Annotated in this window: 13 protein-coding genes and 2 pseudogenes; 9 read left to right on the forward strand and 6 right to left on the reverse strand. The window is 43.7% G+C overall.

The window, feature by feature from the left end:
• The first annotated feature begins 503 nt into the window (after positions 1–503).
• Positions 504–1,703 carry a lipid-A-disaccharide synthase-related protein gene (locus tag ACOCD9_RS19770; protein ID WP_287701195.1) on the forward strand — a complete coding sequence of 400 codons (1,200 nt, stop codon included), beginning with the start codon at positions 504–506 and terminating at the stop codon, positions 1,701–1,703.
• On the opposite strand, the gene ACOCD9_RS19775 is transcribed toward ACOCD9_RS19770, so the two are convergent.
• The 3 genes from ACOCD9_RS19775 to ACOCD9_RS19785 form a co-directional block, all read right to left on the reverse strand.
• Positions 1,700–3,280, reverse strand: coding sequence for a glycoside hydrolase family 3 N-terminal domain-containing protein (locus ACOCD9_RS19775; protein ID WP_419548253.1), 1,581 nt, complete (start codon positions 3,278–3,280; stop codon positions 1,700–1,702). The genes ACOCD9_RS19770 and ACOCD9_RS19775 overlap by 4 nt on opposite strands.
• 72 nt (positions 3,281–3,352) lie before the next feature.
• Positions 3,353–3,745, reverse strand: coding sequence for a 30S ribosome-binding factor RbfA (gene rbfA / locus ACOCD9_RS19780; RefSeq protein ID WP_002751761.1), 393 nt, complete (start codon positions 3,743–3,745; stop codon positions 3,353–3,355).
• Between the two features lie 41 nt (positions 3,746–3,786).
• Positions 3,787–3,984 carry a DUF751 family protein gene (locus tag ACOCD9_RS19785; protein WP_002737592.1) on the reverse strand — a complete coding sequence of 66 codons (198 nt, stop codon included), beginning with the start codon at positions 3,982–3,984 and terminating at the stop codon, positions 3,787–3,789.
• A 785-nt stretch (positions 3,985–4,769) separates the two neighbouring features.
• Between ACOCD9_RS19785 and ACOCD9_RS19790 the strand changes: the two genes are divergently transcribed.
• Complete coding sequence (locus tag ACOCD9_RS19790; RefSeq protein ID WP_419548254.1) at positions 4,770–6,155, forward strand: carbohydrate-binding protein; 1,386 nt, start codon at positions 4,770–4,772, stop codon at positions 6,153–6,155.
• A gap of 295 nt (positions 6,156–6,450) precedes the next feature.
• Here the strand turns inward: ACOCD9_RS19790 and ACOCD9_RS19795 are convergent.
• Together ACOCD9_RS19795 and ACOCD9_RS19800 are read right to left on the reverse strand one after the other, a co-directional pair.
• Positions 6,451–6,525 (reverse strand): annotated as a pseudogene (locus ACOCD9_RS19795) (DUF751 domain-containing protein); the annotation flags it as partial.
• 91 nt (positions 6,526–6,616) lie between these two features.
• Positions 6,617–7,516 carry a hypothetical protein gene (locus tag ACOCD9_RS19800; RefSeq protein ID WP_287701203.1) on the reverse strand — a complete coding sequence of 300 codons (900 nt, stop codon included), beginning with the start codon at positions 7,514–7,516 and terminating at the stop codon, positions 6,617–6,619.
• Positions 7,517–7,528: 12 nt separating this feature from the next.
• Here ACOCD9_RS19800 and ACOCD9_RS19805 point away from each other — a divergent pair, with 12 nt between their 5' ends.
• The gene (locus tag ACOCD9_RS19805; protein WP_104395878.1) at positions 7,529–7,921 is read left to right on the forward strand and encodes a hypothetical protein; all 393 of its coding nucleotides are present in this window, start codon (positions 7,529–7,531) and stop codon (positions 7,919–7,921) included.
• 107 nt (positions 7,922–8,028) lie between these two features.
• Entirely contained in the window at positions 8,029–8,568 is a 540-nt protein-coding gene (locus tag ACOCD9_RS19810; RefSeq protein WP_419548255.1) for a hypothetical protein, read from the forward strand.
• A gap of 25 nt (positions 8,569–8,593) precedes the next feature.
• On the opposite strand, the gene ACOCD9_RS19815 is transcribed toward ACOCD9_RS19810, so the two are convergent.
• A complete protein-coding gene (locus ACOCD9_RS19815; RefSeq protein ID WP_002796256.1) occupies positions 8,594–8,959 on the reverse strand; it encodes a hypothetical protein in 366 nt (121 codons plus the stop codon).
• A gap of 254 nt (positions 8,960–9,213) precedes the next feature.
• On the opposite strand from ACOCD9_RS19815, the gene ACOCD9_RS19820 reads away from it, so the two are divergent.
• The 5 genes and pseudogenes from ACOCD9_RS19820 to ACOCD9_RS19840 form a co-directional block, all read left to right on the forward strand.
• Positions 9,214–9,465 (forward strand): DUF2283 domain-containing protein, encoded by a 252-nt coding sequence (locus ACOCD9_RS19820; protein ID WP_409805023.1) that lies wholly within the window; start codon positions 9,214–9,216, stop codon positions 9,463–9,465.
• Positions 9,466–9,531: 66 nt separating this feature from the next.
• Positions 9,532–9,756: an AbrB/MazE/SpoVT family DNA-binding domain-containing protein gene (locus ACOCD9_RS19825; RefSeq protein WP_080603334.1), complete on the forward strand. Its 225-nt coding sequence runs from the start codon at positions 9,532–9,534 to the stop codon at positions 9,754–9,756.
• Positions 9,757–9,760: 4 nt separating this feature from the next.
• Positions 9,761–9,976: a type II toxin-antitoxin system death-on-curing family toxin gene (locus ACOCD9_RS19830; RefSeq protein WP_080694128.1), complete on the forward strand. Its 216-nt coding sequence runs from the start codon at positions 9,761–9,763 to the stop codon at positions 9,974–9,976.
• A gap of 170 nt (positions 9,977–10,146) precedes the next feature.
• A complete protein-coding gene (locus ACOCD9_RS19835; protein WP_419548256.1) occupies positions 10,147–13,386 on the forward strand; it encodes a CHAT domain-containing protein in 3,240 nt (1,079 codons plus the stop codon).
• Between the two features lie 121 nt (positions 13,387–13,507).
• A pseudogene (locus ACOCD9_RS19840) lies at positions 13,508–13,756 on the forward strand (hypothetical protein); the annotation flags it as partial.

Here is a 13,756-nt window from a genome sequence, read left to right on the forward strand (position 1 = left end):
CTTATCCTGACTTGATTTCAGTTTTTTCTTTGTCAGTAAGGGTGTCAACAAGGAATATTACAAATTGTTAACCGAGTCTTGAAAGCCTTGTGCCACAAAGGTTTGAAATGTTAAGAAAGATGTGACTAAAGGACAGCTTATTAAGGGGGGACTAAGGGGGGATCGAACCTAAAATCCATTTTTAATTTAATTATAACCAGCTACTTAGCGATCAGAGCAGGTTTCTGACCTTCTTGGCTCTGGGGGGCTAAATCTGGTCTTTTGATCGAGAAAAATAGAAGCAGTTAAACTCATCTCTTATCTCTTAGTCTTGCCTTTGGTCAAATGGTCGCCATCAAGACAGAGATAAGCGATCGGCGAAACCTTCTGGTAGATTAGACTAAATGGGAGTTGGTTAACTGCTTTTATAAAATTGATGGTTCCCTAACCATCAGCATTGTCTAGGGTCGAAGGGAATAAAACAACCGAAGTTTAGGACTTTAAGCCAGAAGTTAAGAAAAACAGTGAAATTATTATTTTTGAGTAATGGCCACGGTGAAGATGAGATCGCGATCCGGATTATTAAAAGACTGCAATCATCTCCCCACTGTCCGGATATTACTGCTTTACCCCTAGTGGGTAACGGTTATGCTTATACTCGTCTGGGGATTCCCCTTCTCGATCAAGGTCAAAAAATGCCCTCTGGGGGTTTTATCACTGGGGATGCCAAACAATTATGGCGAGATCTGCGGGAGGGATTATTAGGATTAACCTCCCGTCAATACCGTCTGGTCAGAAATTGGGGCCAAGATGGGGGAAAAATTGTCGCGGTGGGAGATATCTTACCCCTTGCCCTTGCTTGGTTGAGCGGGACAGATTATGCTTTTGTGGGAACGGCTAAATCAGAATACTATCTCCGGGATGAGCAGGGATGGTTAGATAGTAGCTCGATGATCGATCGCCTCTGGGGTTCCTACTATTATCCCTGGGAACGCTGGTTAATGGCTCATCCTCGCTGTCGGGGGGTTTTTCCCCGGGATAGTTTAACTAGCAAAATTTTACAACAGTGGTCAATTCCTGTTGTCGATGGGGGTAATCCGATGATGGATGACCTTTTACCCCCCATAACGGCCGATTTTCCCCAAGATTGCCTAAATATTCTGCTGCTACCCGGTTCGCGCTTTCCCGAATCTCTCCACAATTGGCAGCAAATTCTCGCAGCTGTGGCCGCCATTATCGGCCGTTTTCCCGATTACAAGCTGGAATTTTTGGCGGCGATCGCTCCTTCTCTCCCCCCGGAATCTTTTACGGCTGCTTTAACTTCCCAGGGTTGGCGAGAACAAAGCACAAATAAGTTTATTTGTCAAGAAGTATTTATAACTATTTCTCAAAGGGACTACGCCGAATATTTAGGCCGTTGCCATTTAGCGATCGCCATGGCGGGAACTGCCACGGAACAGTTCGTCGGTTTGGGTAAACCGGCGATCACAATTGCGGGATCTGGACCACAGTTTACTGCTCATTTTGCCAAACTGCAACAGCGTTTATTAGGCTGTTCAATTCTCTTGGGCGATAGTGCCGAGTCAGTGGCAGACAAGTTAGAATATTTATTACAAAATCCCCCAAAGTGGCAAGAAATCGCCTTTAATGGTCGTCAGAGAATGGGGTCGGCCGGTGCCTCCGATCGCATTGCCCAATGGTTACTAGGTAATTTTTGCCCTTAAACGAAAGTATCGGTCTGATTTTCGCCGCTAGTGGGCCCCTCAAAAATAGTTTCTAGGGCGATTTTTTGGGCGCTTGCTTGTTGTCCATAGCTGAAAAGATAGGGAATTTCTCCGCTTTGTTGACGAAACCACTGGAAAACGTAGGGACTACCATAAACAATCAATGCTTGAATCTGTCCGGTTTTCAGCAAAGCTTGATAGATAGCTTTTGTTTCCTCCCCTAATCCGGCACTACCCCGAAAAGGATTACCACGGATAAATACTTGTAGGAGAGTCGTTTCTGGGGAGACGAGGGACTGATTAAAGGTGCTACGGTCGATTATTTGCGTTTGATAACCCCATTGTCGGGGAATTGTCACCGCCGGACAAGAGCGATCGAGAAAGTCACAGTTGAGTAAATCATCGATAATGATTAAATTGCGGCCTTGAGTGGCTTTAATGGGTAAATTACCGCTAACTGTTTGGGAATCTTTTAAAATATCTCTGACAATCTCTAGAGCTTGCGGTGCCGCTAAACTGCTTAAGGATTCTAAGGATGGCTGTCTTTGCCCTAATTTCTCTTTTGCCCGTTGAATACGTTGCCAAGAATCATTAATTCTGGCTTCGCTAATTGTACCCGCTTGCACGGCACTATACACCGCTTCGATCGCTTCGATCGGATCGGGAGGCATTAACAGTATATCGGCCCCCGCCTGTACCGCCCTCACTGCTATGGCGGCAGCACTGGCAATTTTAGTCACTCCTCCCATAATCAGGGCATCAGTGACGATTAAACCCTGAAAACCGAGATTTTGGCGCAGTTTTTCCCCGAGAATTTTCGAGGAAAGAGTGGCGGGAAATTCGGCATCCCAAGCGGGAATTAACAGATGGCCTGACATAATACTATCAACCCCCGACTCGATCGCTGCTTGAAAGGGCGGCAATTCGATCGCTTCTAGGCGATCATGATCGTGGTTGATGATGGGAAGATCGAGATGGGAGTCATTGCTGGTGTCACCGTGGCCGGGAAAATGTTTGGCCGTGGTCAAAACTGGATAGGAATCGGCCCCTAAAATAAAAGCTTGAGCTAGATTAGCGACGATTTCGGGAGTTTCGGCGAAGGAACGAATATTAATAACGGGATTGTCGGGATTATTGTTCACATCGACAATTGGGGCTAAAATCCAGTTAATCCCGATCGCTAGGGCCTCCTTAGCGGTAATTGCTCCCATTTCCTTAGCATATTCTGTGGCTTTTGTCAAGCTTTTTTCGGCTATTTTTCCTAAAGCCATCGGGGGGGGAAACCAAGTAGCGCCGGAAAACCTTTGGCCGACCCCCTCCTCGATATCGGCGGCGATGAGGAGAGGATTATCGCCGGACCAACTTTGTAATTGTTGGCTACGGAAAGCGATTTCGGCGGCGCTACCTCCTAAGAGAATCACCCCACCGAGGTGGAGGGTTTCTAACCAATGTTTCAGGGTGGCGTTGACGGGTTCCCAAGCAGGATAGCGGATTTGTTGGTCAAAGAGATAGCCGGAAGCGCGGACTACTATCATCTGACCAATACGTTCTTTTAGGGATAAAATGCGATCGCTCACTATTCAGTTATCAGTTATCAGGTTTAAGTTTTAAGTTGCCAGTTTTGCCTAAATTTAGTTATCCTCTACTGTTCACTGGTCACTGATAGCGGAATCGTCATCTTCTGGGGGTCGATCGCTTTTAATATGATCAAGAAGGTGTAACATTCGATCGCCGCGTTCGAGGGAAGAATCTTCTAGGAAGACCACTTCGGGGGTACGTCTCAGACGGATGCGTTGGCCCAGTTCACGCCGGACGAATCCCGCAGCAGCTTTTAACCCGGCCATAGTTTCGGCCTTTGCATCTTTGTTGCCGTAGATAGACACAAAAATTCTAGCGTGTTGTAGGTCGTGGGAGAGGTCCACATCGGTAACGCTAACCATACCGGCACCGACGCGATCATCTTTAATTTCCATTAATAACATTTGGCTGACCTCGCGCTTAATTAGCGAGGACACGCGAGATACTCGACGGTCGTTAGCCATAATTTTCGTCCCCTAAAAACAGCGAAACCCTTACCATTGTATCAAGCTAATCCGAGCATGGCTTTGAGGGTGAAATAAAGAAAGGCGAAAGTTCCCCCCAGAAAGCCCACAAGTGCGATCGCTGTGAGGGGATTTTTTAATAAAGGGGCTAACCAGCCGAAAAAGGCGAAGAAAATCCCTAAACTAAAGCTAATCAGATAGCGGGGGTAACGGCTCACGTTATCAAAAAAGTCGCCCATAAATTTTATTTATTATCTTTGTCCGTAAGTAATTATAGCAGTAAGCTTCGATGCTGCCACGCCGCCCGATTCAAGGGACTTAACAGAATCTCTAGACTTTTGTACTGTTTAGTAGTACAACATCTGGCTGGAGAGAAATACGGAATCACTCTACTCTAGATACAGTTAAGGGTACAGCCATTTTCAAGCTGGCGACGGGCATCGATCGATCCCTGAATTTCGGCTAACCAAAAGAGGATAATTAATAGCCGGATGACAGCGATCGAATATCGAATCTTGGCGGAGAGAGTCAGAAATTTCCCCGACTAATAAGGGATTGTTAAAACTTAGCTCCAAAGTAACTTTTGGATGGGTGCAAGGTTGGCATTGATACCTTAATACCTTAATTCAGCAACGACTAAGAATGCGGTGCTGGGGCAGAGGGTGATTAGATAGATAAATTCTAATTGTTAAGAAAATCTTAAACTTGGGTGTTGTCTGGAAAAAATCCGTCTAGGATTACAGTTATGATCGTCGAACAGTAAGCTCGATAATAAGTTCGCAGGAACATTTAAAATTAAACACTTATGGCTCTTCGGTTTGTGTTATGCAATGGACGGGGGTTATAAGGGCTGGAACACTTATATAGAAAGGCATTTAGCGATTTTTGTCAATTATTTTCGATCTAGAGCGAACTAATCAATTAAGTCTTTTACCAGATAAGGATTTAGTCGATTTATGCCCTCATATCGAACCATACCAAGTAACGAAGAGCCACACTTATTTCCTAAATTCATAAATGTCCTATGTTAAAGATTGCCACAATTCCCTATCCAATTGTCACAAAATACAAAAGCTTGTTTGGACAGGCAGAACCAATAGTAAAAAACCCTATTTGGTTGAACTGTTTTGCTCGTGGTGTGGATGGTCGTGTTTATCGAAAGTGGTTCAACAACAACGCCGGGTGGAAACCATCTGACTTTGATTGGCAGCCGCTTGGGGGGGGGATTACGGATTACCCAGTGGCAGTGGCATGGTCTAGCAATCGACTTGATATTTTTGCCCGCGGTGTCGATGGCGCTCTGTATCACAATTATGGAAGTAACAACGATAAACCTTTAGCAGGATGGGAACTACTGGGTGGTCAGATTCTAGGTTCTCCTACAGTTGTTTCTTGGGGAACTAATCGAATCGATATTTTTGCTCGTGGCACGGATAATGGTATTTACCACAAGTGGTGGGATGGGAAGGGGTGGAAACCCTCACAATTAGATTGGCAACCTCTGGGGGGTGGAACATCTGAGCCTCCTGCCGCAGTAACATGGTCTAAAGATCGTTTAGACGTTTTCGTACTCGGTTTAGACGGGAATGTGTATCACAACTATGGAAATGGCAATCCTAACAACTGGAGCGGCTGGCAAACACTAGGTGGCTCACCGTTAAAAGGAGCGCCAACGGTTGTTTCTTGGGGGGCTGACAGGATTGATATTTTTGTCCGGTCCTGGGATGGTAGCATTAAACACAAATTATGGGATGGAGTATTTCCCTGGAAACCATCACAATTAGATTGGTATGATGTAGGTGGTCCGATTAACACCAATAGACCGGGTACATCTGACCCTCCTGCTGCGGTTGCATGGTCCAAAGGCCGGCTAGACGTATTTATACGCGGACAAAAAGAGGGGGCTGTGCATCATAATTATGGCAATGGAAGTCCTGGCAGTTGGAGTGGATGGCAATCACTAGGGGGCAAAATCCAAGGACCTCCTACAGTTGTTTCTTGGGGAACTAACAGGCTTGATGTTTTTGCCCGTGGCATGGATGATGGGGTTTGGCACAAGTGGTGGGATGGCGTACCCCCCTGGAAGGGTTGGGAATTATTGGATAAACCAGTGAGTCCATCAATCGTTGTTTTTACTACAAAGAATCAAACTGGTGGAGCCATAAGGGTTAGCGGTAAAGGTTTTACCCCTGGTGGAAGAGTCAAGTTCTATGTTGAGAATCTAGTCAATCAAAAGAATCCATTCCATCTGACGGAAGATCGTGCAGATGCACAGGGACAGTTTTCGGAAAAAACTAATTTCTTCCAGGCCAACTGTTGGCCAAATCAAGTTAATCCTGCTGTAATTCGCGCAGTTGATGTGGTGACTGGTGCATCAGCAACAGGGACATCAAATGCTTATACTTGCTAATTGTTTATTAAGTTTGATCCCATCGCCTCGTAGCGACTGTTTTGATTGTCAAGGGGTAATTCAAAAAACACTCAAGAAGTTACCCTAAAACTCAAAATCTCAAGCCGAAAAAAACGCAGGAAAAGCTAATCCGATCAGGCTAAAATAAAGCAGCTAAAACCCTTGATCAGAGACAAGAAGGGGTGTGATACTAAATCTCGTCATTAGAGACTGATTATCTATTGCCCCTTTTGTCTATTGCCTATTGCTTGTCCTGATATGTAGCCTATACTCAACGGATTTAGCGTGAATCTCTGGCGCAGAAAATCCCTAAACTAAAGCTAATCAGATAGCGGGGGTAACGGCTCACGTTATCAAAAAAGTCGCCCATAAATTTTATTTATTATCTTTGTCCGTAAGTAATTATAGCAGTAAGCTTCGATGTTCAAGGATAATTTGATCATTTCCCCGATTGACTCTCATCAGGATTGTGGGACATCCGGCGCGAGAATCATCAATTGTCCCTCCTTATCCTCGCGAATGGCTAGAATCGCCGGACGTTCATTTTCTGCCGACTGAGGGGATAACCCGCGAAAAACATAAGTCCAATTGTTATTTTGGATTAATAACCGCCAGACTCGCGGGGGATTGACTTTACTATCATTCGTTTCTTTTCCCCGCAGCTCTTCGAGTAATTTAGTCTCACCGATAATTCGATAACCTTTGAGAGAAGGATCGGTAAAAACATCCTCTGGATTACGACCGATCGCTATCTGTTTTTCCGGTAAAACTAAAGTGATAACTGGTAAGGTAGAACTATCATTAACTGCATCGCGACGGGCATCGCTCGATCCCTGAATTCGGGCTAACCAAAAAAGGATAATTAATAGCCAAATAACAGCGATCAAATCTTTTCGGAGAGCTTCGGGAATTCCCCGGACTAATAAACCTAAGAACTGAAATTTTTGATGAAATTTCCGTTTAGATTGACTGACAATTGAATAGGATGGCAGGGGAGACAAAATCCAGAGAGTAAATTGAATCGCAAAGGCAACGGCAACCAGCGCCAGAAACGTTCGCAGAAACGCCCCGAAATCGCCACAGAAGACCTGTATCGGCACAAAAAGGAAGGAACGCAAGGGCAAGTCCAGACGGTTGATCTCAAGGCTAAACCAGCCGAAATAGGCCCACCGATAAATCCATCCCGTAAAATAGAGAAAAATCCCCAGCAAACCGAGAAGACTGGCGAAGGTTCCTAGTATCTGTGTTCCGGGAGGGGGAGAATTCGGAGCGCTCACGGCAAAATGTCCCTGATTGGCGTTTTCGATCGCTATCCTACTCGATCGATCAGGTTCTATCGCCAGTTCTTTGTATTTTATCAAGGAGAATAACCCATGTCGATCGACGATCCCCGACAAGTTAGTTTTTTAATCGAGAAAATGGAAGCAAGTTTACCGATCCCCGTGCGTGCAACTCCCGAAACGTTAAAAATAGCTGAAACAAAAGGCGAGCGATACAAACCCGATCACCAGTTTTCGATCGATAAAATTTTCTACACGGGAGACGAGGGGGGAATTATTTGTTTCCTAAAAAATGAATTGGGAAAACAAACGGGTCTTATCTGTTCTTTAACCCATCTACGGATTGATAACGATCATCCGTTAGCGGCGGATATTCAATCCTACCAGAAAAAGCGATCGATGCGGATTGCACTACAGGATGGTAAAACTGGAAAAGCCCTCCGTATTGCCAAACAAAACCGCCCGAACAAAGGTTTCGGAAAGTAAAAATATATTGACAAAAACCGCAGGTTGGGTTACTGTTACTCCTAACCCACCGCATCCAAGATCGAAAACAGAACCAACTAAATCCCGATCATTCAGGCAAGGTAAAGATGAAAAAACTCTACCCAATAATAACCGCAACTAGCCTAGTTTTTATCGCCTCTCTTGCTGGCTATCATCTACCAGCCACCGGCGATCGATCTCCCGTCAAGAAAATTCCCGTATTCATGCCGGATGATACAAAAGTATCTTTAAAAAATGGCACTTCTCTATCTGGGAGATTAATCAAGTTCGATTCCCAAGCAAAAAAGATCGCTTTAGGGAGAGAATCAAAAACAAAAGAAGTGGCAATGAAAGAGATCAAACAGATAGAGTTTCAAGGGAAGGTTATTATCAAAAGCGGAACGCTTGTTATTCGTGGGGAAGGGGGATCAAGCAATCCAAACCAGAATAGACAACGCTGGCAGGAACCTTTACAGAACTTTAAAATTATTGATGTTAATGAAGGAAAAGCAGAAGTAACTTTAACCTCGCTAGATTCTCTAGAAATAAGAGGTATCGAGGGGGTAGCGAGTAAGAGTTCCTACGTTGTCGAGGAAATTAAATTTAACCCCTCGGACAAAATTGAGATTCAAGTAAACCCCCATTAAAATTTACAAAAGAGAGGTCTATTTTTTAGGCAATTAAGGAAGACTTTAAATGGGAAAGTTGGCTGATGTATTGTTCGATCATTTTTGGTGATAGTGGATCATTTAAGGTCGGATTAGCGAGGTCAAAGATGATGTCATTGATGAGATTTTCCTCATCTGTTTTATAGGCGATATCTTCTCTGCATTCGATGGCATCGGCCCAGTTTTCTAGGTCGGTGGCAGATAGAGCGTTATTGAGATAGCGATCGAGAATATCGATCAGATGCTCTTTTTTTAGGGTGATAATTGCTTCGCTACTGTCCCAAGGAAAGGTTTTTAGGATAGGGAGGATAGTTGATAAGGGTTGGTCAAAGTTGACTAGGGCGTTGAGGTATTCTTGTCTATTTTTCATGGGTATTTTTGTTTGATGTGAACAATATAAGTAGCTGGTTATAATTAAATTAAAAATGGATTTTAGGTTCGATCCCCCCTGCCCCCCTTGATAAGGGGGGTGCCGGTCCCCCATGCTCCCCTTGATAAGGGGGGTGGCGATCCCCCATGCTCCCCTTGATAAGGGGGGTTTCTGATAATTTTTAACGCCTACCTACTTAGTAATTATAATCTTTTGGTAACTGTCCATTTTGAACGCCGATTAAAGGGGAAACTATGAAAATAGACTATGATCAAGCCGCTAATGCCGCTTATATTCGTCGTTTTGAGGGAAAGGTTATTGATTCTGAGGAAGTAGCGCTGGGGATTGTCTATGATTACGATGAGACGCATAGGATTGTAGGGATTGAGATTTTAGCAGTCAAACAGAGAACGGCCGAACAATTCAAAAATATTGATTTTCCGTTGGAAGAGAGTGAAAAACAAGAGATTAGACAATGGTTCGGAAAGTTAATACTAAATTGTTAAGTGATGTGAGAAATTCAGGAAATATGGGAGGTGCTATAATTGATATATTTACTCAGTCAAAAAATGATGATTAAGTTAAAAGTCACAACGGTAGGGAACTCTATGGGGGTGATTTTCCCGAAAGAGTTGGTGGAGAAGCTGCGCCTTAGTAAAGGCGATATGCTCTACGTCTTGGAAACGCCGAATGGCTTTGAGCTTACACCCTACGACCCCGAATTTGTCCAGCAAATGGAAGTGGCGGAGGAAGTGATGCGCGAAGACTGGAATATTTTGAGAAAGCTGGCAACTTAGGCTCATGAACCAGCTAATCTGGATAGCTGATGGGGTAGCTCTCGCGATTCATCACCGCCAAATAGCCGAGCATGGTGGATTAGAGGGTATTCGAGATGAGGGGTTGCTAGAAAGCGCACTTTCCCGACCGCAAAATCTTCTGGCTTATTCTAAGTCGCCTCCTGACATGGCTTCTTTGGCAGCAGCCTACGCTTACCCAGGGAACAGCAAGAAATGTTAATCGAGTCAGGGGAGAATATCAGGAATTGAGAGCTTGTTCCTGTAGTTATGATTGCCGCATCATTTTCTATTTAGAACGAGACGAAAAAACTCAAACAGATAGGATAGTTTTGATTAACATTGGAACTCATGATGAGGTGTATTAACTAATAACTGATAGCGGAAATAACTATGAATCCCAAATTTTACGCCTTACTTACTCTTTCTCTGGTGGCTACCGTCACCCTACCAGTTGTTAACGGGAAACTCTCCTCTCTCGTCCCTGCGGTAATAGCGCAAAATACGGATGCGAGGAAAGCAGAAGCGGATCAACTTTTGCAATTATGTCGCCAGAATCTTGATAATAATCAAGTAAAATTGGCGATTCAATCCTGTCAACAGGCGGTGATAGCCTACCGGCAAATTAAAGACCTTTCAGGAGAAGCTAAATCTACCGCTAATTTAGGCAATGCCTATGTTAACGACGGTCAATACCGTCAAGCTATTTCTGTTTTAGAAAATGCGGTTAAAATAGCACAAGAGTCAAAAGAACGTCGTGTAGAAGCCCTCGCCTTTTTATATCTCGGTGGGGCTTACTATGAGTTAGGAGAATTTAAGGAGAGCATAGAATTTTTTCAGCAGACTTTAACCATCGCAAAAGAAATTAAGGATGCTGATTTAGAAAAAAGTGCTGAAAAACTCTTAGTATTAATGGAAGCAGAAAAACAGCGAAAAGAAGCGGATAAGCTTTTCGAGCAAGGCGTTCAACAATATGAAATAAGTCAGTTTCGAGAAGCCTTGCAATCGTGGGAAAAAGCCTTAAAAATTTATCAAGAAATCAAAAATCGCCAAGGAGAAGCGGCTTCTTTAGACAATTTAGGAAGTGCTTATCTTTCCCTCGGACAATATCAAAAAGCGATCGATCTCCACGAAAAGTCTTTAGTCATTAACAGGGAGATAGTTAATCGCCAAGGAGAAGCCAATTCTTTAAACAATTTAGGAAACGCTTACCAATCGCGTGGAGAGTATCAAACAGCGATCGATTACCATCAGCAGTCTTTAAACATCAGGAGGGAGATTAAAGATCGACAGGGGGAAGCGGCCTCTTTAAACAATTTAGGAAACGCTTACCAATCGCGTGGAGAGTATCAAAAAGCGATCAATTACCATCAGCAGTCTTTAGACATCACGAGGGAGTTAGATGATCGTTCTGGGGAAGCCAGTTCTTTAAACAATTTAGGAGTTGATTACCACTTACTAGGACAGTACCAAAAAGCTATCAATTACCACCAGCAGTCTTTAGAAATCGCTGAGAAAATCGGCGATCTAAAAGTGCAAGCCGATTCTTTAGGCAATTCAGGAAACGTTTACCAATCCCTCGGACAGTATCAAAAAGCGATCGATGACCACCAGAAGTCTTTAGACATTGCGAAGAAAATAGGCGATCAAGGAAGTAAAGCCAGATCTTTAGGCAATTTAGGAAATGCTTACCAATCCCTCGGACAGTATCAAAAAGCGATCGATTACCACCGGGAGTCTTTAGCCATGGCGAGGGATATAGGCCTTCGCCAAGAGGAAGGGTCTTCTTTAAACAATTTAGGAGTTGCTCACTACTTCCTCGGAGAGTACGAAAAAGCGATCGATTACCTTAAACAGACTTTAGACATTGCGAGGGAAATAGGCGATCTAAAAGGGGAAGCCGATTCTTTAGGCAATTTAGGAAACGCTTACCGTTCCCTCGGACAGTACCAAAAGGCGATCGAGTACCTTCAACAGCAATTAACTATCGCCAAGGAAATCGGAGATCGCCAAGGGGAAGCCAATTCTTTAGGCAGTTTAGGAATCGCTTACAGTTCCCTCGGACAGTACCAAAAGGCGATCGAGTACCTTCAACAGCAATTAACTATCGCCCGCGAGATCGGCGATCGCGCTGGAGAAGCTCTCAGCCTCAACAATCTTGGCGTAGCTTACCGAGATAACAAACAGCCCGCGGAAGCTATAACAAACCTAGAAGCATCTCTAAACATTTATCTAGATATGCGTGGGGGATTATTGCGCGACGATCGCAAGGATTTTTTAGCCTCTAACGAAAGAACCGTTATCACCCTCGCCGAAGTCCTAATCCAACAAAACCAACCCGAAAAAGCTTTTGAATGGCTTAACCTCGCCACTACTGCCGATCTTGCCGATTACAATCGCCTGATTAATGCCAAAGTTGCTGATCCCGATGCACAAAAAGCACTTGATAACTGGAACACCGACAATCAACAACTCGAAGGAATGCGCCGACAACTACAGGATAAATACTCCCAAGAACTGGCACAACAGATCCGACAATTCGAGGAGAAAGTGTATAAAAATGCGGAAACTATCGGAGATAAATATCCCGAAATTGCTGAACTTTTTGAAAGTAAACCCACCGACATCACCCAACTCCAGAAAAATATCGCTCCTGATACCCTCGTTATTCAACCCGTTCCCCTGCGCGATAAAGTCGCTCTATTTCTCGTTACTAGAGAAAAATTAATCGTTATTCAAAGTGATACAAAACGCGATGATTTTAATCAACTTGTCAGTCAATACCACAACCAATTAGCCGACTATAAAAATGCCGACTACCTCGTTACTGGTAGTAAATTATACGAGATTTTAATCCGTCCCATTGAGTCCCAAATCGCCACCAGTTCCCCGAAAAATATCGCCATCATCGCTACCGGACAACTGCGCTATATTCCCTTTGAAACTCTCTACGATAAGAAAAATGACCAAGTTCTCCTAGAAAAATATCCGATTTATTATTTAACTCGTATCTCCACATCTACCCCTCCCGCGACCGAAAGAAAACCTTTACAAGGTCTAGCATTTGCTAACCCTAAACCCACCCAAGAAGAACTTAAAGGCACAGAAATAGAAGCAGAAACTATCAGCAAAATCTTTCCGGGAAGTGAAAAATATCTCGGTACAAACGCAACTCTAGATATATTCAAAAAACAAGCCTTTCGCTTTCCGATTTTACACTTAGGAACTCATGGCTGTTTTAAGCGTGCTGGCTGTCCTAATTTGGATATGCAAGCTAATACTATTCTTTTCGCCAATAAAGAGCAATATAACATCGCCGATGCCGCATTATTAGGCTTAAAAAATACCGAATTAATCACCCTGAGTGCCTGTCAAACCGCCAAGGAAGCCAACGCAGACGGTCAGGAAATATCGGGACTTGCTTACGTCTTAGAAAGAGCCGGTGCTAAATCAGTAATAGCCAGTCTTTGGGATGCTGAAGATAATACCAGTGCGGAAATTATGACCCAATTTTATCAAAATCTCAAGAATGGCATGACTAAAAGTGAAGCCATGCGACAGGCCAAACTGAGTCAAATTAAAAGCCATCCTTATTTTTGGTCGCCCTTTATTTTGATTGGGGCTGCTAATTAGACCTCTTGCATAATTTTTTTATGGTATAATAGAACATCTTGCTTTTTTATCGATTTTTAGATGGAAGTGGAAAAAAGAATAAAATGTGATCTTAGGTCAGGAAATCATCTATAATTTTGCTATGTTTATTAGCAAAAATATGGATTATCAAAACTTATCAGATGAACAATTCAAACGCCGTTTCGGTGTGTATAAACAAACATATAGAAAGATGGTAGAATCAGTAAAAAGTGTTGAAGCCGACTCTAATTCAGCGTTCGGACCTCGGCGTGAGACTTCGGCGTGAGCTCAGTCGAACGCTCGGTCGAACGCTGAGCTCACGCCGAAGCCATCTAAAAGGGGACCGAAACCTAAACTATCTATAGAAGAA

Source organism: Microcystis sp., from assembly GCF_048564745.1.
Lineage (GTDB): Bacteria > Cyanobacteriota > Cyanobacteriia > Cyanobacteriales > Microcystaceae > Microcystis > Microcystis ichthyoblabe_A.

What these genes read in the sequence shown, in the direction of transcription:
- rbfA (WP_002751761.1), bottom strand. Translation starts at nt 3,745, where the DNA reads ATGGCTAACGACCGTCGAGTATCTCGCGTGTCCTCGCTAATTAAGCGC.
- ACOCD9_RS19785 (WP_002737592.1), bottom strand. Translation starts at nt 3,984, where the DNA reads ATGGGCGACTTTTTTGATAACGTGAGCCGTTACCCCCGCTATCTGATT.
- ACOCD9_RS19790 (WP_419548254.1), top strand. Translation starts at nt 4,770, where the DNA reads ATGTTAAAGATTGCCACAATTCCCTATCCAATTGTCACAAAATACAAA.
- ACOCD9_RS19805 (WP_104395878.1), top strand. Translation starts at nt 7,529, where the DNA reads ATGTCGATCGACGATCCCCGACAAGTTAGTTTTTTAATCGAGAAAATG.
- ACOCD9_RS19810 (WP_419548255.1), top strand. Translation starts at nt 8,029, where the DNA reads ATGAAAAAACTCTACCCAATAATAACCGCAACTAGCCTAGTTTTTATC.
- ACOCD9_RS19815 (WP_002796256.1), bottom strand. Translation starts at nt 8,959, where the DNA reads ATGAAAAATAGACAAGAATACCTCAACGCCCTAGTCAACTTTGACCAA.
- ACOCD9_RS19820 (WP_409805023.1), top strand. Translation starts at nt 9,214, where the DNA reads ATGAAAATAGACTATGATCAAGCCGCTAATGCCGCTTATATTCGTCGT.
- ACOCD9_RS19825 (WP_080603334.1), top strand. Translation starts at nt 9,532, where the DNA reads ATGATTAAGTTAAAAGTCACAACGGTAGGGAACTCTATGGGGGTGATT.
- ACOCD9_RS19830 (WP_080694128.1), top strand. Translation starts at nt 9,761, where the DNA reads ATGAACCAGCTAATCTGGATAGCTGATGGGGTAGCTCTCGCGATTCAT.
- ACOCD9_RS19835 (WP_419548256.1), top strand. Translation starts at nt 10,147, where the DNA reads ATGAATCCCAAATTTTACGCCTTACTTACTCTTTCTCTGGTGGCTACC.